This is a genomic window from Candidatus Vallotiella sp. (ex Adelges kitamiensis) (assembly GCF_020342435.1).
GTDB lineage: Bacteria > Pseudomonadota > Gammaproteobacteria > Burkholderiales > Burkholderiaceae > Mycetohabitans.
Genome location: NZ_CP080504.1, coordinates 606,722 through 629,691, shown reverse-complemented (window position 1 = coordinate 629,691; position 22,970 = coordinate 606,722). Strand labels below are relative to the sequence as shown.

The following is a 22,970-nucleotide window of genomic DNA, read 5'->3' as shown; positions in this document are numbered from 1 at the left end:
CAGCTTCTTTATAAAGCGCTTTTATAAAAGTTATTAATACAATAGTAGTTTAAAAGTTACTTAGATAAATAAGGATAGTAAGGAGGGTCGCTTTTGACGAAGTTTGATGTTGATTTAGATGCGCTAAAGCGGCTTGCAAGCTTTGTTGCGCGTCGCAGCGCTGAGGATCGTATCCCTCAGGTAGCGGGTAGTCTTACGTTTACGACTGTATTATCTCTAGTGCCGTTGGCAACTGTGGCTTTTGCATTATTTACTGTTTTTCCACTCTTTGCATCATTCCAGCAGTCATTGCAGGGTTTTCTCGCTGATCATTTAATGCCAGCGCAGATTAATAGTCAAATTTTTAAATATCTGAATCAGTTTGAGGAAAAAGCAAAAGGGCTGACAACAATTGGGATGATTACTCTTGTAGTTACTTCAGTTATGACGATGATGATTGTTGAGTCAGCATTTAATACAATCTGGCGTGTACGTAAGTCTCGACCGCTTGCACAGCGTGTTTTGGTATATTGGGCAATAATTACACTGGGGCCCCTATTAATTGGCGTGAGCTTATCGGCATCATCCTACTTGCTTACACATTCAATGCTTGCTAACGCGGTTGCTAATATGGTCGGTGTAGCTAGTGCAGCATCAGGAATCGTGACACGTGTAATGCCAATATTTATTGAGTGGGTTTTAATTGGCGCAGTGTTACCGCTATCGGTACTAGCGTTTACATTATCTTATGTTTATCTTCCGAACTGCCGGGTAGCATGGCGCGATGCATTTATTGGTGGGTTGTGTGCGGCGATTGCGTTTGAGTGTGCTAAGCGAGGTTTTGGATTTTATATTCTACGTATTCCGACATATACAGCTGTATATGGCGCATTTGCAACAATTCCGATTTTTTTGCTGTGGGTCTACTTGAGCTGGCTAATTACGCTATTTGGGGCGATGTTAACATCTGCGTTGCCAGAGATTCGGCTTGGGCACTTTCATCGAGTTGATTATGCGGGTAGTGATCTACTAGATGCACTAGAACTGCTTGCATGGTTGAATGATGCTCGCGATACAAGTCGTACTCGCTATACGCTACATGAACTTGCGCGCTTGCAGCGCTGCGGATTGAAAAGGACTGCTTGTTTACTAGGCAAACTAGAGGCGATTAATTGGATAGCCCGTATACCATATGAACACGACTCAGATTGTTATGTACTGGTAGTAAATTTGCGGCACGCAAGTCTGCGGTATCTCTATCAATTATTTGTTATTGATCGTAATGAGTTTACTTACCAGTTAAATCTTGATACTGCGCATGTTGATAGTCGGACTCTGCTTGCTGCGCTTGACCATTGTGGCCTAGATGTGTCACTGGCTACATTGTTTACCGCCCGTCGCCTCCCATGCTCTCCTCAGGTAACAGTCTCTCCTACAACACAACAAATATCAGCAGCTTAGCCTCTCTTATCAAAGAGTATATCGAATATAGGAGTTGCTGAATATTATTTATTACTTTATTGATAAAAAAGTTCAGCTGTATTACTAATTAGTTTTTTTAACATTTAGTTATACCGAAATTTAATTTCTATAAAAATTCAGAATATAATGGGTGCATCAATAAAGTATTATAACTTACAGATTAAGTTAATATTACACATATTAAATATATAAGGCTAATTTCTGACAAGCTTAAAAAGCACTTTTAATAATTAAAACGTTTTTATTTAAAAAAACTAATTAATCTGTTTTTATATAAAAAATATATACTCCGGTGTGTTTCTGACGAAAACCCATGCTCAAATAGCATTTAAGTTTTTATAAAAATTTGTATTGTTGAAGTGAAGCATATAAGTATTTATTTTAATCACTTTTATGCATGTGTACGTAGTGAAAACACTGAGATAAGCAGATAGTTTAAGAAATTTCTGAGTAGTATGCATATTCAGGTCTTAGAACGACTTTTCAGGAATTGCTTAGTCTGAGCATCAACTTTGCACACAGAAGTTGTCCGATAGGGTTAACGACGCCCTAAGAGGGACTTGATCACTGTGAGGTGAGTAGATCTAACGTATAACGCAATATAACTAGATATGAGTGTACTTGACAGTGTAATTAATAAACGCACTAGGTGCGAGCTAACTTATAATTAAACTATAATTAAGCCAGCATTATTACATATTAGGATAATTAGGGCCACCGCTCTCGGGCGTGATCCATACGATATTTTGTGTCGGATCCTTAATGTCGCAGGTTTTGCAATGTACACAGTTCTGCGCATTTATCACTAGTCGCGTTTTGCCGATTTTATCGCGTACAAACTCATACACAGCTGCCGGGCAGTATCGGCTTTCTAAGCCCGCATATTTGTGCAGGTTAATTTGAACTGGGACGCTTATGTCTTTTAATATTAGGTGTATCGGCTGGTTTTTATTATGATTTGTGTTTGAGATAAGCACTGATGAGAGGCGGTCGAATGTAAGCTTGCCATCGGGCTTCGGATATTTAATTGGTTGGTACTGCGCTGCCGGCTTTAGCCGTTCGTGATCTGCATGCTGGTGATGCAGAGTCCACGGTACTCGGCCTCTCATTAGATTTTGCTCAATAAATGCCATTATAAAACCTATATATAAGCTTTTGTTAATCCACTGCTTAAAGCTACGTGCTTTATAAAGCTCCTCATACAACCATGAGCACTCGAATGCTTTCTGGTACGCGAGCAGTTCATCGTGAGCTCGGCCTGTTTTTATCGCCTCAAATGCCGCTTCAGCGGCTAGCATCCCTGTTTTTATCGCCGCATGGCTACCTTTGATGCGCGCGGTATTTAGAAATCCAGCTTCGTCACCTACTAACGCTCCTCCCGCAAAAGTGAGTTTAGGTAGAGACATAAGTCCACCTGTAGTAATTGCGCGGGCGCCGTACGCGATCCGCTTGCCGCCTTCTAGGAACCCGCGAATAGTTGGGTGTGTTTTGTAGCGCTGGAATTCTTCAAATGGTGATAAGTATGGATTCTCATAGTCTAATCCTACTACGAATCCTACTGCTACTTGATAGTTATCTAGGTGGTAAAGAAATGATCCACCATAAGTCTGCGTATTCAGCGGCCAGCCTACTGTATGGATCACTAGCCCTGGTTTATGCTGTGATGGCTCTACCTTCCAGAGCTCTTTAAGGCCGATGCTGTATACTTGCGGATCTATTCCCCTGCGTAGCCCGAAGCGCTCCTGCAACTGCTGCCCTAAGTGCCCATGTGCACCCTCGCAGAAGAGCGTGTACTTTGCATACAGCGCCATACCTAGCTGGAAGTGCTTTGTAGGCCGACCATCTCGACTGACTCCTAGATTGCTAGTAGCTACCCCCCGCACCGCGCCGCATTCGTCATATAATACCTCGGCCGCTGAAAATCCTGGAAAAATTTCCACCCCCAGCGCTTCGGCCTGCCGACTTAGCCAACGTGTCACGTTGGCTAAGCTCGCCACATAATTACCGTGGTTCTTGAAGTTCTTCGGTAGGGCCCAGTTAGGTATCTTTATCGCTCTCGTACGGCTCAAAAACAAGAAACGATCTTCTACTACTGGCACTGTTAGTGGTGCATTACTCTCACGCCACTCTGGAATTAGCTCATTCAGTGCGCGCGGGTCTATCACTGCTCCTGATATAATATGTGCGCCAATCTCTGAGCCTTTCTCTAGAACGCACACTGCTAGCTCTACCCCTTGCTCCGCTGCTCTCTGCTTAAGCCGTATTGCGGCACTTAGCCCCGCCACACCGCCGCCTATTACTACTACGTCATACTCTATCGATTCGCGTGGTCCATACTGATCGATCCAGCTTTGCGGGGTCATTAATATTTTCTCTGTTAGAAATATCTACTAATGTACTATTGTCTGGAGAGATACTATAGTAGCACTAAAAATTTAGTTGTATATTCCAGAAATTTAGGTCGGCACAATCGCTATCTTTCAAGAAGATAAAAGCTAGATTATTATTTTTCTAGTAAGGTGTAGTAGCCTATTGCTGTTAGGCATTACGCCTCAGCAAGTTATTCATATGAAAAAATTAGAAAAAAGAAGACATCTTTGTTGAGCGAAATAAATTCGTATTAATAATATGATGATTTATTTCTATAAATCTCTACCTGTACGGTTTCTGTGATCTAGAGTACTCAGTGTATTTCTTTAGAAGAATCTTGGTGCAGATCGTTGGCGATCTAACTAACTAGATAAGCAATGACGTATTATGCGCAGCAATTTTAGAATATAAATATGACGCAGTCATACTAAATATCTATATGCAATAATCTGTGAGTTTCGGGTCGCAGCTAAAAGAATAATTGTGATCTATTTATGGCGCACTAGGTGCATATCTAGTGCTAGCAATCTTAGCTTGCAATATTCTCTAGCAGTATTGCGGTCAATAGATTGCGGTACTCTCTTATACTATAAGTATAATTTTCTACACTGTATTAAAGTCAAACATAAAAGCCTACCTTATTTTAATTGGGAAAAGTATATGACAAGCCTTTCGAGGAGCTGATAATATGTGACTTAGACGGGGCTTCATGCTGGCAAAAACAACCCAGCTTAACAAGTTCTATCATACTTACTCATTTATCGCGCCTAGCTTTATTTCTTTAAGCAGTAGCTTGCGGACCGAGGCTTTCACTCTTTAATTAATTGTTAACCGAAGCGTCAATCAATCGCAACTTATTAGCTCAGCGGAATGTCACTTGTGTTTATAGACCGCTATTTAGATTCAGGGCGATATAGTTAGGGTATGTCGTGTTAATGCTAAGACAACGTTTTTACTCAAGTACTATTACCTCCGGTATATAACTATAAGCAGTGTTTTTCTCATTGTACTCAGCTAAATTTACGAGACGCGCGAAAGTTTAAAGTGATGCTCTACATAAACGGAGGATTTGTAACTTCTTACATGATCAAAACACGTTATGCATATAACGTGCTAAATATATCTTTGAAGTTCACTATCCCTAAGTTTGCTCACGCAATACTTATTTGAAGTTAAATTATTTTACTGCTTAGTAAGATAACCGTACACTTCTTTTATTAACTCCTGTTTTACTTAAAAGATAAGTATCGAATCTGTAATGCGAACTTTATTATCCATGGCGATGTTTGATGGATCGATGTCAAGTATAGAGGTATACTGAGGGGTATAATCTGGATTAATCTAATGCTCTTTGAGCACGTATAAAAAAACTGTGTGGATTATCAATTGTACTGAACGCCAACTTCTTCTTCCGCATTTTTTTAGGCTGTGCTATTTCTAGTGAGATTTCAGACCTAAGTGCACTCTATATAGTTAAGTATAATGCTATTATAATTACTTATATAAAACGCTTGGCAGAAGATAAAGTTTTCCCTAAACTTAAGTTTTATTCGGGCTCGTAGCTCAGTTGGTTAGAGCACCACCTTGACATGGTGGGGGTCGTTGGTTCGAGTCCAATCGAGCCCACCAATCAATAAATTTTATAAAAATACAATACCGCATAAAAATCCGCCTCTCAGTAACTCAGTATCCAGAAAATAGAATCGCTACGACACTATAAATCAAATCTTGATTAAAACTCTCTTGATTAGAACTCTTTAGAGTAAAAGAGGGGGGGCGTCTGTTTCAGTTTTTGTTTCGTATCAAACATAAATGAACCTCTTTGAGGTCTATATTTCTGCGGGAGGTCATTGTCCCTCAACTTAACCATACATGGCACAAAACCAAGAAAACGCAATAATTTCGGTACGACTACCTGATGGTTCTGCCCGAAAGTACGATCATCCGATAACGGTAGCTGAAATAGCGATCTCAATCGGAGAGAGTATTTCGAAAAACGCGCTTGGGGGCAAGATTAATGGCGAACTTGTAGACATGTCAGCTTTGATTCAGCATGACGCTAATGTTTCGATTATCACAGATAAAGACCCAGAGGGGCTTGAGATTATTCGTCACTCAACGGCGCACCTTCTTGCTTATGGAGTCAAAGAGCTGTTTCCTCAAGCCCAAGTAGCAATCGGCCCGGTTATAGAGAACGGATTCTACTACGATTTTGCTTATCATCGCGCATTCACACCCCAGGACCTTCAAAATATCGAGCGGCGGATGCGCGAGCTTGTTAAGAGAGACGAACCAGTCTTACGGCGCGTGGTATCTCGCGATGAAGCAGCCGAGTACTTTAAATGCGCTGGTGAATCCTATAAGGCTGAGATTATAGAGTCGATTCCGAAATGCGAGCAGATCAAGCTATATTCACATGGTAGTTTCACGGACCTGTGCCGCGGGCCCCATGTGCCATCCACAGGTAAGCTCAAAGTATTCAAGCTGATGAAGCTAGCTGGCGCGTATTGGCGGGGCAATTCGAATAGCGCACAACTACAGCGGATATACGGTACAGCGTGGGCGCACAAGGAAGATCAGGTCGCCTACCTACATATGCTTGAAGAAGCTGAGAAACGCGATCATCGAAAACTGGGTAAGCAGCTGGACTTATTCCACCTAGAAGAAGAAGCTCCTGGACTTGTATTTTGGCATCCGAAGGGATGGACACTGTGGCAGCAGGTAGAGCAATACCTCCGACGTCGACTGAGTGAAGTTGGTTACCTTGAGGTAAAGACGCCAATGCTCATGGAACGCTCATTATGGGAGCGCTCTGGCCACTGGCAAAATTATCGCGAGAATATGTTTACGACGGAATCAGAGAAACATGATTATGCGATTAAGCCAATGAACTGCCCCGGACATATACAGATGTTTAATTATGGTCTGCATTCATACCGCGATCTACCCCTCCGTTTTTCAGAATTTAGTTCATGTCACCGAAATGAAGCGTCGGGTGCATTGCATGGTTTGATGCGGGTGCGCGGGTTTAAGCAGGATGATGCACATATTTTCTGTACTGAAGACCAGGTTATCTCGGAGTCTGTCGCGTTTAATTCTCTAGCAATGAGTGTGTACAAGGACTTCGGTTTTAGTCAGATCGACATTAAGTTGGCATTGCGGCCGCAGCAACGCATAGGAACAGACGATACATGGGATCGTGCTGAGGAGAGGTTGCGTATAGCTCTAATGGAGTGTGATCTAGAGTGGCAAGAACTAAGTGGCGAAGGGGCCTTTTACGGTCCGAAGGTCGAGTATCATATCAAGGATGCTCTAGGGCGGTCTTGGCAGTGTGGAACCCTTCAGTTAGATTTTGTACTACCGGAACGTCTTAGAGCGACATATGTAGCAGAAAACAATAGCCGCCGCTGTCCAGTAATGCTTCACCGGGCGATTGTAGGTTCAATGGAGCGCTTTCTCGGCATTCTAATCGAACACTATGCTGGAGCAATGCCGCTATGGCTGGCTCCAACACAAGTTATTGTATTAAATATCTCAGAAAGTTCAGCTATTTACGCAGATGTAATAACCCAATCGTTGAAAAAACAAGGGCTTAGGGCATCATCAGATTTGCGCAACGAAAAAATTAGCTATAAAATACGACAACACGTGCTTAAAAAAGTTCCGTACTTGATAATTGTCGGTGACAAAGAGCGCGACAAACAAACGTTAGCCGTGCGTGTCCGTGGTGGAATAGACTTAGGTGTGATGCTATTCGCAGAATTTCTAGATCGTCTGCGCAATGAGTTAAAAGTATCTGAGTAGGCTATATACAGCGCGCCGCGGTTAGTTTTTTTATTTTTATAGGAAACTTAACATCGCTACTGATAAATCGTTGCACCGCATTAATGGTGAGATTAACGCACCAGAAGTGCGTTTAGTTGGAGTCGATGGAGACCCCATTGGTATTGTTAAGCTAGCCGAAGCATTTCATTTATCAGAACAGCAAGATGTAGACCTTGTTGAGATTGCTCCGCAGGCGCGTCCACCCGTGTGCCGTTTGATGGACTACGGCAAGTTTAAATATCAAGAATCCAAAAAGCAGCACGAAGCAAAGCTCAAGCAAAAAGTAATCCAGGTAAAGGAAGTTAAATTCCGCCCCGGTACCGATGATGGGGATTACAATGTCAAGCTACGCAACCTGATACGGTTTCTTGAGGAAGGCGATAAAACGAAAGTAACGTTACGTTTTCGTGGACGCGAAATGGCGCACCAAGAAATTGGTGCACGGATGCTTAGCCGTCTTCGCCAGGATCTAGATGACTACGGTCAAGTTGAACAAATGCCAAAGATGGAAGGTCGTCAGATGGTTATGGTGCTAGCTCCTAAAAAAAGGAAATAATGGGTGCGTAAACATGTGAAAATGTTACTTTTTAAAAGTAAAAGCTATGCCCCGCATAGGCAGTTATATAACCCATAAAAAGGTGTCGTCCCAGTAATCACAACGCATACTGACTACCAGTCGTTCTTGGAATTTGCAAGGATAAAGTCTTCAGACGCACATCCGTGTCCATAAAAACTGGAGTGGTAGCAATGCCTAAGATGAAAACCAAAAAAAGTGCGTCCAAGCGTTTTGTCGTGCGTCCGGGTGGTACCGTGAAGCGCGGGCAAGCTTTTAAGCGTCATATTTTGACTAAAAAAACAACTAAAAATAAACGCCAGCTGCGTGGCAGCACGCATGTTCATATGTCAGATGTTAATTCCGTTCGCGCGATGATGCCGTTTGCGTAACCCCTAAATTAAACTCATAGGAGAAGAAACATGCCCCGAGTTAAACGTGGAGTTACCGCACGGGCCCGTCACAAAAAAATTATAAACTTAGCAAAGGGCTATCGTGGCCGCCGAAATAGTGTATTTCGGATTGCGAAGCAAGCAGTTATGCGTGCTGGTCAGTACGCATACCGAGATCGTCGCAACAGGAAGCGCGTGTTTCGGCGCTTGTGGATTGCGCGTATTAATGCGGCAGCGCGACAACACGGTATAACCTATAGCACGTTTATGAGCGGCCTAAAAAAAGTATCTAGTGAACTTGATCGTAAGGTTCTAGCTGATATGGCTCTGTTTGATAAAGAAGCTTTCACTTCTATTGTAAGTCAGGTAAAAGCTGCTTCTGTCTACTAACCGCAATGATAGCTAGCGCTCGAGTTAGTTGTATTTCATAGATCGCTCTGCCCAATCATTTCAAAAATTAAACAGGGGCTCCATAAGAGCCCCTGTTTATCTTAGCCGAAAGCCTATTCATTACAGATAAACGTTAAAATAATGAGATTATGCGATCTTAAGCGCATTGTCGCTGAGGCACAGCGCGCATTTTCTAATGCTACAGACCCCGTGACGCTCGAAAACGAAAAAGCGCGTTTCCTTGGAAAAACCGGTAAGTTAACAGAATTTCTAAAAAATTTAGGCAAAGAGCCGGAACCAGAGGTTCGAAAAAGCGAAGGGGCTCGCATTAACGTTGCTAAACAACAGGTTAAGGTGGCATTAAATATGCGTCGACAAGAACTAGCCGATGATTTAATGAATCAGCGCCTAGCAGATGATGCGGTTGATGTAACACTTCCTGGACGATGTTCGGGCACAGGTAGTTTGCATCCAGTAATGCAAACTTGGGAGCGCGTTGAGCAGATTTTTCATTCAATTGGCTTCGACATAGCTGATGGTCCAGAAATAGAAACCGATTGGTATAACTTTACCGCTCTAAACAGCCCTGAGAATCATCCGGCACGTTCGATGCAAGACACTTTTTATCTAGACGCTAAAGATACCCAAGGTAGGGCATTATTATTGCGTACGCATACAAGCCCGATGCAGGTCCGATATGCGAGGATGAAAAAGCCGCCAATCAAGGGTATTGCTCCTGGTCGTACTTATCGCGTTGATAACGATTCAACGCATTCCCCAATGTTTAATCAGGTCGAAGGACTATGGATCGACAAAAATATTAGCTTTGCGGACCTCAAGGGTGTCTATACAGATTTCTTAAAGAAGTTTTTCGAGCGCAGCGATATCCTTGTGCGTTTTCGTCCATCATACTTTCCGTTTACTGAACCATCCGCTGAGATCGATATGAGGTTCGAGCATGGCAGAAACGCCGGGCGCTGGCTTGAAATTTCTGGCTCAGGACAGGTGCATCCGAATGTGTTACATAATATAGGACTTGATCCTCATCGTTATATTGGCTTTGCGTTTGGAAGTGGTCTTGAGCGACTAACAATGTTGCGATATGGTGTAGACGACTTACGCACGTTCTTTGAAAACGATCTACGTTTTCTGCGTCAGTTCATCTAATGCAATTTTTTTCGTCAACTACTCCATGCAATTTTCTGAATCCTGGTTAAGAAGTTTTGTTGATCCGAAATTATCGACTGATAAACTATCGAATATGCTAACGATGGCGGGACTCGAGGTTGAGGCATTAGTGCCGATAGCACCGCCAACATCGAAGATTGTTGTCGGAAAGGTTCTGGAAGTTGTAAAACATCCGAATGCTGATAAGTTGAGCGTGTGCCAAGTTGATGTTGGCGCAGGGCGGGCATTGACGATCGTGTGTGGTGCGACGAATGTGGTATCCGACATTAAGGTACCGACTGCGTTAGTCGGTGCAACATTGCCATCTAAGGAAGCGGGTGGTACACCACTCGAAATTAAACTATCAAAGATACGTTCTATCGAAAGTCAAGGCATGTTATGTTCAGCTGGTGAACTAAAACTGTCAGACAACTATAATGAATTATTACTTCTGCCAAACGATACCCCGATAGGTCGTGATATCCGCGACGTCTTACAACTCGACGACATAATTTTAAAGATTAAATTAACGCCCAACAGAGCCGACTGCTTATCAGTATTTGGCATCGCGCGCGAGACGGCTACACTCACCAATACACCACTTAATACACCGTCCTACAACATTGTTCCAGTCACCTGTGATATGCAATTACCAGTGCGTATAGAAGCGCCTCAGCTTTGTGGACGATTTTCTGGGCGAGTGATCCAAAATGTTAATTCTCAGACGGATACGCCTATATGGATGGTTCGACGACTAGAGCGGGCAGGACAACGTAGCATTTCGCCGCTAGTCGATATTTCAAACTATGTAATGATTGAGCTCGGACGTCCATCACACATATTTGATCTAGATAAAATATGTGGTGGCTTACATGTACGCTGGGGAAGGCACGGCGAAACGCTGAAACTGCTTAACGGCCACACGGTTTATCTGAATGAAACTGTCGGCGTGATCGCAAATGATTACGGACGTGTTGAGAGCTTAGCTGGTATTATGGGGGGCGATAATACAGCGGTGACGCTTAATACAAGGCACATCTATTTAGAAGTTGCATTTTGGTGGCCAGATAGCATTCGTGGACGAGCCCGCCAATATAATTTATCAACTGATGCTGCGTATCGCTTCGAGCGAGGCGTAGATTACGCGAATGTTATTGAACATATTGAGTACTTAACATACTTAATTACAACAATCTGTGGGGGAAACGCAGGCCCGGTAGAGGATCAAATTATCAATCTGCCGAAGCGTAAACCTGTCTTAATGCGCGCATCACAGGTCAACCGAATTATTGGCATACCAATTGATACAAATGAGATTAGTGGCATCTTCACGCGCCTGAATCTGCCATTTAATCAGAAAGTAGATGATGATACGTTTGTTGTGACGCCTCCAAGTTATCGCTTCGACATCGAGATCGAAGAAGATTTAATCGAGGAAGTTGCTCGTATCTGGGGATTTGAAAACATCCCTGCTCATCTGCCAGTAGTGATAAGTGAAATGCAGATTACGCAGGAAGAGCGGCGTTCTATCCATACGTTACGTCATACACTAGCGGCGCGTGACTACGCAGAGACGATTAATTTTAGCTTTATTGATGCTGAATCAGAGCAAGACTTTTCGAGAAACAGGCATCCTATTACGCTTCTTAACCCGATTGCAAGCCAATTATCAGTGATACGTTCTACATTGTTTGGAAGCTTGGTTGGCGTTCTACGGCATAACTTGAATCGACGCGTAGAGCGTGTGCGTATTTTTGAGATTGGGCGGGTCTTTCACGCTGACCCAAGGGTAAGAGCAAGCGAATTAACGGTGGAAGGCTTCGCTCAACCGCAGATGATTGGTGCACTAGCTTATGGCCCAGTCGTTGATGAACAATGGGGGGTGTCAGCACGACATGTTGATTTCTTTGATGTGAAAGGCGACGTCCAGGCATTATGTACACCGACTATTCTCCGCTTCACCAGAGTTTCACATCCAGCACTACATCCTGGGCGCAGCGCCCAGATAGAGATCGATAGCGATATTGTTGGTTGGATTGGTGAGTTGCATCCGCGTTGGCTTCAAAAGTACGATCTTTCGCATGCGCCGATATTATTCGAGATCAAGGCTGATGCGATAGCTAAGCGTGCTCTTCCGAGGGTAACTACTGTTTCTAAATTTCCTCCAGTATACCGTGATATCGCAATGATTGTGCAGAGAAATGTCGAAGTCCAATCAATACTTGATGAATTCACAAAGGCCAGGCTTGACAATAATGCACTCCGTTTCGCGCAAAAAATGGTTATATTTGATCAATTCTATCGGAAATTCGATACGAAGCAAACTGCTTGCAGCACTGTTTCAAAGGAGCTATCAAACGACGAAAAGAGTCTAGCATTCCGAGTAACCCTACAAGATGCTGACGGGTCTCTTCAAGAGGAGACAATTAAGCTTGCTATCAAAACTTTAGTGAAACGTTTAGCGCGAGTCTTTGGTGCAAGAGTGCGCGGCTAAATTAAATGATCTTCAATCAAAAGCAACTAAAAACTACTTTTATATAGTTAGTATCTAATAAACTCCAGTGAATTTGAAGCACTTCTTTCTGTATAACGCAGTGCGATAAGTAGTGTCAATTTTTCTTAAAGTAATCTAGTTTTCCGATATGCTAACGTTAACGAAAGCTGAGCTAGCCGAGTTTCTATCTGATCAAGTCGCTCTTAATAAGCGAGAGGCAAAGGATATGGTCGAAGCATTTTTTGAGGAAATCTGTGATGCACTTGAAAACGGTAAGAACATTAAATTATCAGGGTTTGGGAATTTCCAGTTGCGCGATAAACCCCCCCGGCCGGGACGTAATCCAAGGACAGGGAAAGCTATCCCAATCGATGCGCGGCGCGTAGTAACTTTCCATGCGAGTCCAAAGTTAAGGACACAGGTCGAATCTAGTATTACAAACCGAAGTTACATCGACCATAGAAATATAAGAATTAACTTATTAAGCGTATAGCGATGTGGAATTAAAAAGTTTGCGAACTATATGATATCAAGACCCTATATACAATAGGGTAGGTAGTAGGTAACATGCGCAGTAAAATTGGTCAAGCGCCGTAGAAACTGACGCTATTATGAAGTTCTTACGAACAAGCAGGGAACGGTGTAGTCGAGCTAAATGAAGTAGATATCTCGTCTAACTGATTATTAATCTTAACCGAAATATACTATGCGAAAAGCCTAGTAGGTAATTAGTTAGTGTTAGAAGACAAGAACATGATTCATTTATCATATTCGCGAATTCTCTTTCAGCTCTATTTATAACACTAATTCATTGTAATTTTCGGCGTCTAACAGGACTTTTACGTATTTTCCGTTATCTTTTAAATAAAACTCATGAACCGTTTGTCATTTAATACTGTTAAGTATTAATTAGGTAGTGTTAAATGGGATATTAATAGCTTTATACAAAAGTAATTAAGTGCGATTTTTATAGTTTAAAAGTCTATATTTTGCTTATACAAAGCGTCAAATACATGTGCGCATAGCACTCTCATGTAAAAAATATTAAGCAGTGTTGAGTTGGCAATCTGTATACATGCCTTAGATATATAGGTTACTTTTATGCCAACAGTCACACTTACAGTCGCTTCGTTTTGGCTATCAGTTGTAATGAGACTATACGGAGCTTCCTATCAAGAGAAATTTAGCGGCCGATCAAATTCGATGAATTTTCTTATAAAATTTAATGTAGAAGCCTAAAATAGGCTGGGGCTCTGGTGGTAAATATTTTCGAATGTTAACAAACGTAAGCGATAATATCTTTGCGTATAAATATATAGAGGTCAGCTCTCTTCTGAAGAAGATAGCATAATCGACTCTCGGAATACCTTTATTAGATGTTATTGTTTTATGATTAGATGGAATATCTTATTAAGCTCCTGCTAATATCTAATAATGCTGGATTTTAGCAGGAGCGTATTGGATACATCTATTTATCCCAGAACGGATCTTTACGTTTAGAGAAAAACTTCTCAAAGATTTGAGGCGTGCTGTAAGCTAGCTTGTCTAAGCGTAACTGAGCATAAAACTTAGTTAACAGAATCTAACTATTTTCGAAACATGCAGATATGTCGATATAGCAAATAAATTTTAGATTTGGCTCCGGACGCAGAAAATCTTACGATTTATAGATGTATCCTTCCTTCGAAGCTATCACATTTTAGATTAGGTAGCATAGTGCTACTAATATTTATTTAGGAGGTTTATTAAACACCTACAGTTGCTGCGTTTTTACTCGTCATTACAACATATCCGAAACGGAAGTAATATAAAATAACATCTGGGTACTGCTAACCAATGTATCAGCACTAACTAGAAGTTAAAATATAAGCCTAGTTTTTCTAAATACGTAATAACTGTTTATAGCATAAGAATCTAATAAAAGAGGCGTGATTGAACGTAATTTTAAAAAAATAGCGAGTTAAGCATTATTCGGATCTACCTATATCAGCACAATTTAGCAAGGCTTAGTTAGGTTAAATGTTGCTCTAAAAAGCTCAAACATACATTTTCTTGTCTTAACCACAAGGAGCAGCTATATTTATGTTGAACAATAAAAACGTAACATACTCATGAAAAATTCGTTGTCTTCGGTGACTAACTCTATCAACTGTATTGGCTACTATTCCAAGGGGTAATTAGCTAGAAGCTATTTGTCAGCTGGTTACAGCTATTCTGTATAGATTTCGTTCCAGACATTGCTAGGCACAACTTTCCCTGGAACACATTCAGGATGTAAAGAATTTTGAATTTAAAAAAATAGTACAAACACATCATCAATTGATGTAGATAAAACTACATAAATGTAGCATAAGTATCGGCAACAATATATTAGATCTGATATAGATCGTTAGACTGTGAGTACGGCCATTGTGCCGTACATTGCGGCTTTGGATAACAAGAAGATAATGCTAGACTAGTTTTTAGTGAGAATTGTTCTTATTTATATCTTTGTATACTTCTAGGAAGAATATAGATGATGTATTTTCGTCTAGTTTGTGCTGTTACGGTCATGGCGTTGTTTTCTCTAGCAATAAATATTGAAGAAGTAATAGCAGCTGAGTATCCGCTTAGTAAGCCACAGATCCAGGGCGGGCTAGAAGTCGGTACAGTATATCTTCAACCAATCACGATGGACCCAGCAGGTATGATGCGTAAGGCGTCTGACTCAGACATTCACTTGGAGGCAGATATCCATGTACTCAAGAATAACCCAACCGGGTTTTCTGAAGGTGATTGGATGCCATATCTTCGGATAAGGTATGAACTAACAAAGCCCGGCACAAACTATGTGAAACGGGGTAATCTGATGGCTATGGTAGCGAGTGATGGTCCGCACTACGGTGACAATGTAAAACTTGCCGGTCCCGGAAAGTACCACTTGAATTTATCTATTGCACCACCTGACACAATCGGACATATAGTTTTTGGTCGCCATATTGATAAGGAAACCGGTGTCGGTTCTTGGTTTAAGCCATTCGAATTAAATTATGACTTTCCGTTCGCCGGCATTGGTAAAAAAGGTGGTTACTAATCAATGAAATACACCCTTAAATTACAGAGTGTGGCGTGTATGCTCGCCTGGAGCACTATATTTAGTAACGATATGCGCGCTTCAGACTTGCTGACGTTCCAACTAGAGATAGCTGATGGCAAGTTCAACCCGGCACGTATTGAAGTGCCAGCTAGACAGCGTATTAAAATAGAGCTGCATAATACTGGACAAGGCGCTGTTGAGTTTGAGAGCGTACAACTCCGAAAGGAGAAAGTACTAGCACCAGGTGCCGAATCCTTTATTGTAATAGCACCACTGTCTCCAGGTGAATATAAGTTCTTCGATGATTTCCATCGGAGTGGGCAGGGCGTAATAGTTTCAAAATAATGGGCTGCCAAGCCCTGCGAAGGAAGATGTAATGGGTCAGATTCTGTTCGTCGTATGGCGGGAAAGCATTGAAGCGCTGCTCATAGTCGGTATTTTGTATGCCTGGTTTAATAACGGTAATGCTTCCGTACACCAGGGGTTACTCTGGTTATGGTTGGGTGTTGGTACAGGATTATTAGCAGCAATTAGCTTAGGTGCAGTGCTAATCGGTTTTACCGAAGTACTCTCTAGTAATGCGCAGGATTATTTTCAAACAGCGATGATGCTGATCGCGTGCGTGCTTATTGTACAGATGGTGATATGGATGAGACGGCATGGGCGTACGTTTAAGCATGACATAGAACAGTCTTTAGTTAAGCAGCAGCACAATGCAAATTGGTGGGGTGTCTCGCTACTCACAGCTCTAGCATGTGCTCGAGAAGGTAGTGAAACTGTAATTTTTTTATATGGCTTAGGTTTCGGCCGGTCAGGCCATATCAATATTATGCAATGGCTAGCTGTGTTGATTGGTATGACGCTTGCATTGCTCACGTTTTATCTGCTGCAACTAGGTAGTCGAATATTTTCGTGGCGCATATTTTTTCGTATAACAGAGATTATGCTCTTATTTCTAGGTGTTGGTTTATTCGAATCTAGCGTCGATAAGTTAATCGATAAGGAAATCATCCCTACAGGGATCGATACCATCTGGGACACGTCCCAGATTCTAGATGACTCGGGTACAATCGGCTCAGTAATAGCAACGATGACTGGCTATCGAGCCCATCTCGCGCTGGCTAACCTCCTTGCGTATGTGTTGTTTTGGCTAGTAGTCTGGATATTATTACGCCGGACACGGAACTGCTAATTCTTATATGTACAGGAGAGCTACACATGAATATAACGCCTGCTCCACGAACCAGTCGATTAGAAAAGGCTGGTCACTGGCTGCGGCGCCATTACATGGTGATCTGCAAAGTACAGTGGGTTGTTTTGTTCGCTTATGCGATTTTAATCTTAATTCCGCCATTTATGCCGCTTCCAGACGATGCCGCGCATATCTGGTCAAATTTCACAGTTTTTGCACAATTTGTGTTTTGGGGTATATGGTGGCCGTTCGTGCTGCTATCAATAGTGCTACTCGGGCGTGTATGGTGCGGAGTGCTGTGTCCAGAAGGTGCGTTGTCTGAGTTCGTAAGTAAGTATGGTCTAGGCCATGCAATTCCGCGTTGGATGCGCTGGGGCGGATGGCGATTTATCGCATTCGGGCTCACGACGATCTATGGGCAAATGATCAGTGTATACCAATATCCAAAGGCCGTGCTGCTAGTGCTCGGAGGGTCGACTATTGCTGCTATTGTAACCGGCTTACTATACGGCCAGAAAAAACGGGTATGGTGCAAGTATCTCTGTCCAGTTAATGGCGTATTTGCGCTGTTAGCTCGGTTGGCTCCACTACACTATCGGGTTGATGAGTATGCATGGCGTTTTTCATACATGCAGGTTGAACGTGACAACCACGTAACTCCAGTGAACTGTGCACCTCTAATCCCATTACGAAACATGAAGGGAGCTTCAGCCTGTCATATGTGTAGTCGTTGTAGCGGCCACCGCGGTGCAATTTCATTACAATGGCGTTCACCGGCTCAAGAGATTGTTGAGCTAGGTGAAAAAGGGGCAAACTGTTGGGATACGGCATTGATTTTATATGGACTGCTTGGTATCGCGAATGGCGCGTTTCATTGGAGTGTTAGTCCACTGTTTGTTTCAGTTAAGCAATTACTAGCCGAATATTTGATCGACCACGATATTTTCTGGCCTTTAGAAACTAATGCTCCATGGTTTATTTTTACACACTATCCCAAACAGAATGATGTGTTTTCGTGGCTAGATGGTAGTCTAGTAATCGGTTATATAGTTACGACTGGTCTGTTATATGGCACGATATTACTAGCATGCGTCGCATGCAGTAACTTATTGCTCGGCCGATGGAGTGCATTACGATTACATCACCTTACGCAAGCATTAATCCCAATAGCTGGCGTTAGTGTATTCCTCGGCTTATCAGCCACCACCGTGTCATTGCTTCGCGCTGATCATCTGCTATTATTAGTTGACTTGATAAAAAAGTTATGGTTTGTATTTCTAGCAATAGCTAATATTGCAAGCTTATATCTTGCTATAAAAATTGTTATGCGATACATACGCTGTATTAGCGCTGGTATTTTACGGGGCATAGGCGCGCTACTATGCTTTATTTTGGCACTAGCTATTGCTGATAGTGCATGGTGGCTCATGCTATCCAGATGGGCCTAAGTTGTGATACAAATCTAGTCAGATATGAAAATCTAGCAAAAAAGTTTTCCGGCCGTGATATGCAATCAGAGTTAAGCTAGTAATAAACATATCGAATTGAGATAATTTTCCCTAATACTCTCGCTAAAAGTCAATTTTTTCTATGCTTTCTAAGCAGAAAATCCATTGTTTCTCTATAAGAATATTCTCTGGGGTATATCGTGTAGAGTCTATACAGCTTTGTTGTTATGTGGCGACGGAAAGTCTGCTAGACTGGCATGGAAAGCCTTATCAGGGCACATTTGTTTTCTGACTAGGTAAATTACCTATAGCTCAGTGCATTTTGTGCCTAGATTAGATCTTCGTATTGGAATTAAGTGTATTAATTCCAAAGTAGATTAGGTGCACACTAGCGATCTATAATATAACATTTTCTTTATTCTGCTGCTTGTACAGCACAATTATGCTGTATATGTTGCTTAATACAAAAATATTAACTTTATATAGAAAATATTATTATTTACGCTACGCACCTTTTTAAGGTAGGTCTTCTATTAATACAACCATGCTAGTATGCTCAATAAGCATTCGATAATTATTATTAATGAATAGCGTCTTCTATATTTTATGATAGAGCGGTTATAGTTTTATCTTTCTTTAAAAAAAGATGTATTGTGCGAATAAATAATGTTGGCCAATTTTAAGAAACTTATATATCTAAGCAACAGCATAAAAACTATACAAACTTATAGTATAAGTAGCGTCGAACAAGATTAACAAACAACTACAATCGCACTGCGCTGTAATTTTGACTAAAGCTGAGGGGGCATAAATTCTTTATTATTAGTAGCTACCGCTCGAGATGCACACGATAAAAGTCTATCTTGAATATAGTCCAATGAGGTGGTTCTAATTATTTTATTAAGTACTTAAACGATATAGATATGATTTGCATAATTCATATTTATTCATCTAGGCTAGGTAAACTACAAATCACCGTGTTGAAGCCACTGTCAACATAGATAATCTCAGCAGTGATCCCTGAGGACAACTCTGAGAGTAAGAAAGCAGCTACGTTACCAATTTCCTCGATAGTCACGTTTCGGCGTAATGGTGAGTGTCGCTCGACAGATTGCAAGATTTTACTAAAGTTTTTAATACCGCCGGCTGCAAGCGTTTTAATCGGACCTGCTGAGATACCATTTACTCTTACACCCTGTGGTCCAATCGAAGCTGCTAGGTAGCGTATGCTGGCCTCTAATGAGGCTTTAGCAAGTCCCATGGTATTGTAGTGTGGTACTACGCGATCTGCGCCTAAATACGTCAAAGTTAGTAAAGACGCCCTATTCCCTAGCATTGGAGCGGCAGCCTTAACCATAGCTGGAAAACTATAGGCAGAAATGTCGTGCGCGATATGGAATCCCTCTCGCGATAGCCCGTCAAGGAAATTACCAGCGATCGCCTCTCTAGGAGCGAAGCCAATGGAGTGTACAAGTCCATCTAAGTTATCCCAATGCTGCTTTAGCGATATAAACAGAGCATTGATTTGCGAGTCGTCTGTAACATCGCAGGGTAAAATTAACTCGCTTTTAAAGCGGGCAGCCAACTCAGTAATACGTTTTTTAAAACGTAAATCAACATAGGTGAAAGCAAGTTGGGCACCTTCGCGGTATGCGGCCTGTGCAATACCGTATGCTATCGATCTATTCGATAGTAAACCTGTAATGAGAATGTGTTTTCCAGTTAAAAGACCCATGAATACTTCCTATGTTAGATGCGTACTAGTGAACTATTAGAGGTATATCGAACTCATAGTATATAAAGCATAACATGCTAATCTTGTGCCTGATTTTTATGAAATGATCCACAAATATAATTTTAGACTGTTTCTATAATTTCCGGTCATCAGTGAATGCATTATCAGTTATAATTTTATTCTCTTACTTATTTACTAGTTATTGCCTAGATTATTGCCCTTTCTTGCTCTGTATAAAAAGTATAAGACCCCGATTAGGGGGGGTAGAGCGCTGACATTTTTAGCACAGGTTAGTGATGGAGCTTACACGTTAAATTAAATTTAATCTATTCGGATTCCATCGATTCTTAGTGCTGTGTTAAACAAATTTTTTGTTTAGAATACCAATAACTCCCACGACGCGGATAAGACAATGGTATCGCTTAAAAGCGATTGCAATAATGCTACATATATTATACTAACTAGCTGTGATAGATCTAGAAAGCGCTATTCAGCTGGTAACTCGAAGTAGGTAAGTATAATATTAACTCGATAGGCTTAAGGGTTTGTTTGTATAGAGTGGGACATACTGGTACACGGTACAATCGAAATTGCATGCAGTCTGATGTTCAGTTTAAACGCAGCACTATCTAATAATGTACACTCACAATCAAATAAGCTTTATATTTTATATAAGTTAGTGCTTCTCATAAATAGCTATACATACTTCGTATAAGTAGTCACATCTTGCCACTGTAATAGTGGTAGATATACAAGGTTTTTATGACTAGCATGCATAAGATTCTCCAGAAAAGTTGCTCTTCATTCAAAAGTTTTTGTAGATGCTATATGCTAATCACAGCCCGTTCACTTGTCTGCAAAACGTGACAGGATGTATTTCATCTCAATGTAATATACTTTCAATATCTAGAAAAATATCAAGATCGGATAATTTACAGCTAAGAGTGTAAGCACTCTTAGCTGTAAATTCCACCCGGCCAAGTAATATTGGATGCAACTAGATAAGGATGTTATTGTATTATTTAGTATGTCGTGTGTTACTTATCTTCTCACTTCAAATAAGTTTTGATATAGTGACAAGCGCTTTAGAAGCGCATACCTTTATTATTAAGCGCACCTAAAAGTAACTAGTCGAGTGGATCAGGTGCCTGAGAAATAAGAAATAAAACTCATTGGCACGCTGTTCAGCGTAAGCGTTTACACTAGAGCAGCGCGCAATAAATTGGGTAATTAAAAAATTATATTTAATAATCTTTATCTTGATAAAGTAAGTGTGTCTTCTAGATAGGCGATACAGATTTCCGTTACTTATCTGTAAATTTTAGTCGTATCCGCATATGTCTTAAGAAATTTCTGCATCTTACATTTTCTTCGTGATGGCTTTTAGGCCAGGCTCTGAATTCTCTCATTTTAATGACTACCTCTGTACGTACTCGCTTCGCACCGAGCCCAACTGGCTATATCCATCTCGGAAACATTCGCTCTGCGCTCTATCCGTGGGCATTTGCTCGGAAACATCACGGGACCTTCATTCTGCGTATCGAGGACACTGATCTTGAGCGCTCCACTGAAGAGGCTACGCGGGCTATCCTTGATGGAATGGAGTGGTTAGGACTCGATTTTGATGAGGGGCCGTATTATCAAATGCAGCGAATGAGCCGCTATCGTGAGGTAGTCAAAAAAATGCTCGACCAAGGCTTCGCATATCGGTGCTATATGTCGACTGAGGAATTAGATGCAATGCGCGCACTACAGCGTGCGTCGGGTCTGAAACCCCACTATGACGGCACCTGGCGGCCTATACAGGGTAAAGTGCTACCCTCCCCACCTACTGGTGTGCAACCCGTTATACGCTTTAATAATCCGCTAACCGGGACAGTATCGTGGAATGATGCAGTAAAAGGACGTATTGAGATTTCAAATCATGAGCTTGACGACCTAATCATTGCCCGGTCCGATGGCACTCCTACATATAATTTTTGTGTTGTCGTTGACGATCTAGATATGGCGATCACACATGTGATTCGTGGCGACGACCATTTAAACAATACCCCCCGTCAGATTAATATCTTACGTGCGCTAGGCGGTATACCACCTATTTATGGACATTTACCTACGGTTCTGAATGAGCAAGGCGAAAAAATGAGTAAGCGCAATGGTGCGATGAGCTTAATAGAATATCGCAATAAAGGTTATCTACCCGAAGCGGTATTAAATTATCTTGCTCGGCTTGGTTGGGCTCATGGCGATATAGAAATATTTTCAAGAGAACAGTTCGTTGAATGGTTCAGACTCGAGAACTTAGGTAAGTCACCGGCACGACACGACGATAATAAACTAAAGTGGCTGAATAAACATTATTTAAGAGAAGCTAAAAACTCACACCTCGCATCACTTGTACTACCAATGCTAATCACACTTAATATTGATGCAACGCAAGGAGTACCGCTAGATAGGGTCGTCTCATTGTTGAAAGACCGAGCGAATACTGTCAAGGAGATTGCCGAAAGTGCTGTGATATTTTATCGAGCGCCGGCGCCCTCGGAGAAAGAGATGAAACAATATCTAACGGATGCTATACGTCTAGCTCTTATCAAGTTTATCGAGATTCTTACAGCAATCCCCTGGACAAAGCAGGCAATTCGAGACTCCTTTAGGGTAGTGATAGAAGATTATGGTCTCACACTGCCTCAACTAGCAATGCCAGTACGTCTACTTGTCGTCGGAACGACGTATACCCCATCTATTGATGCAGTTTTGCAGTTATTCGACCGAGAGATAGTACTTGATCGGCTGCGAGCAGTGCTTCTTTGAGATTGGAAGCGAATTATAAGTCAAAAAACTTTACAAACAGTTATTTTATTTTT

At 41.6% G+C, this 22,970-nt stretch carries 15 protein-coding genes and 1 tRNA gene; 14 read left to right on the top strand and 2 right to left on the bottom strand.

The window, feature by feature from the left end:
- Nucleotides 1-93 precede the first annotated feature (93 nt).
- Nucleotides 94-1,440, top strand: a complete 1,347-nt coding sequence (locus tag K0T93_RS02445; RefSeq protein ID WP_225721141.1) for a YihY family inner membrane protein — start codon at nucleotides 94-96, stop codon at nucleotides 1,438-1,440.
- A 713-nt stretch (nucleotides 1,441-2,153) separates the two neighbouring features.
- On the opposite strand, the gene K0T93_RS02440 is transcribed toward K0T93_RS02445, so the two are convergent.
- Nucleotides 2,154-3,824: an electron transfer flavoprotein-ubiquinone oxidoreductase gene (locus tag K0T93_RS02440; protein WP_225721140.1), complete on the bottom strand. Its 1,671-nt coding sequence runs from the start codon at nucleotides 3,822-3,824 to the stop codon at nucleotides 2,154-2,156.
- 1,559 nt (nucleotides 3,825-5,383) lie between these two features.
- Between K0T93_RS02440 and K0T93_RS02435 the strand changes: the two genes are divergently transcribed.
- From K0T93_RS02435 to K0T93_RS02380, 12 genes are all read left to right on the top strand, one after another.
- Nucleotides 5,384-5,460: transfer RNA gene (locus K0T93_RS02435), tRNA-Val, on the top strand.
- 267 nt (nucleotides 5,461-5,727) lie between these two features.
- Nucleotides 5,728-7,635 (top strand): threonine--tRNA ligase, encoded by a 1,908-nt coding sequence (gene thrS / locus K0T93_RS02430; RefSeq protein WP_225721777.1) that lies wholly within the window; start codon nucleotides 5,728-5,730, stop codon nucleotides 7,633-7,635.
- Nucleotides 7,636-7,705: 70 nt separating this feature from the next.
- Entirely contained in the window at nucleotides 7,706-8,212 is a 507-nt protein-coding gene (infC, locus tag K0T93_RS02425; RefSeq protein WP_239025388.1) for a translation initiation factor IF-3, read from the top strand.
- 191 nt (nucleotides 8,213-8,403) lie between these two features.
- Nucleotides 8,404-8,601, top strand: a complete 198-nt coding sequence (gene rpmI / locus K0T93_RS02420; RefSeq protein WP_225721139.1) for a 50S ribosomal protein L35 — start codon at nucleotides 8,404-8,406, stop codon at nucleotides 8,599-8,601.
- A gap of 30 nt (nucleotides 8,602-8,631) precedes the next feature.
- Nucleotides 8,632-8,991: a 50S ribosomal protein L20 gene (rplT, locus tag K0T93_RS02415; protein WP_225721138.1), complete on the top strand. Its 360-nt coding sequence runs from the start codon at nucleotides 8,632-8,634 to the stop codon at nucleotides 8,989-8,991.
- Nucleotides 8,992-9,132: 141 nt separating this feature from the next.
- On the top strand, nucleotides 9,133-10,158 hold the full coding sequence (pheS, locus tag K0T93_RS02410; RefSeq protein ID WP_225721137.1) for a phenylalanine--tRNA ligase subunit alpha: 1,026 nt from the start codon (nucleotides 9,133-9,135) through the stop codon (nucleotides 10,156-10,158).
- A 25-nt stretch (nucleotides 10,159-10,183) separates the two neighbouring features.
- Nucleotides 10,184-12,652 carry a phenylalanine--tRNA ligase subunit beta gene (gene pheT / locus K0T93_RS02405; RefSeq protein WP_225721136.1) on the top strand — a complete coding sequence of 823 codons (2,469 nt, stop codon included), beginning with the start codon at nucleotides 10,184-10,186 and terminating at the stop codon, nucleotides 12,650-12,652.
- A gap of 148 nt (nucleotides 12,653-12,800) precedes the next feature.
- Nucleotides 12,801-13,145, top strand: coding sequence for an integration host factor subunit alpha (locus tag K0T93_RS02400; protein WP_445082782.1), 345 nt, complete (start codon nucleotides 12,801-12,803; stop codon nucleotides 13,143-13,145).
- Between the two features lie 2,058 nt (nucleotides 13,146-15,203).
- Nucleotides 15,204-15,725 carry an iron transporter gene (locus K0T93_RS02395; protein WP_445082804.1) on the top strand — a complete coding sequence of 174 codons (522 nt, stop codon included), beginning with the start codon at nucleotides 15,204-15,206 and terminating at the stop codon, nucleotides 15,723-15,725.
- Between the two features lie 3 nt (nucleotides 15,726-15,728).
- Entirely contained in the window at nucleotides 15,729-16,073 is a 345-nt protein-coding gene (locus K0T93_RS02390) for a cupredoxin domain-containing protein (protein WP_445082781.1), read from the top strand.
- Nucleotides 16,074-16,104: 31 nt separating this feature from the next.
- On the top strand, nucleotides 16,105-16,920 hold the full coding sequence (locus K0T93_RS02385) for an FTR1 family iron permease (RefSeq protein WP_225721135.1): 816 nt from the start codon (nucleotides 16,105-16,107) through the stop codon (nucleotides 16,918-16,920).
- A gap of 26 nt (nucleotides 16,921-16,946) precedes the next feature.
- Nucleotides 16,947-18,368, top strand: coding sequence for a 4Fe-4S binding protein (locus K0T93_RS02380; RefSeq protein WP_225721134.1), 1,422 nt, complete (start codon nucleotides 16,947-16,949; stop codon nucleotides 18,366-18,368).
- A gap of 943 nt (nucleotides 18,369-19,311) precedes the next feature.
- On the opposite strand, the gene fabI is transcribed toward K0T93_RS02380, so the two are convergent.
- Nucleotides 19,312-20,103: an enoyl-ACP reductase FabI gene (gene fabI, locus K0T93_RS02375; protein ID WP_225721133.1), complete on the bottom strand. Its 792-nt coding sequence runs from the start codon at nucleotides 20,101-20,103 to the stop codon at nucleotides 19,312-19,314.
- Between the two features lie 1,413 nt (nucleotides 20,104-21,516).
- Between fabI and gltX the strand changes: the two genes are divergently transcribed.
- Nucleotides 21,517-22,917: a glutamate--tRNA ligase gene (gene gltX / locus K0T93_RS02370; protein ID WP_225721132.1), complete on the top strand. Its 1,401-nt coding sequence runs from the start codon at nucleotides 21,517-21,519 to the stop codon at nucleotides 22,915-22,917.
- Nucleotides 22,918-22,970: the final 53 nt, after the last annotated feature.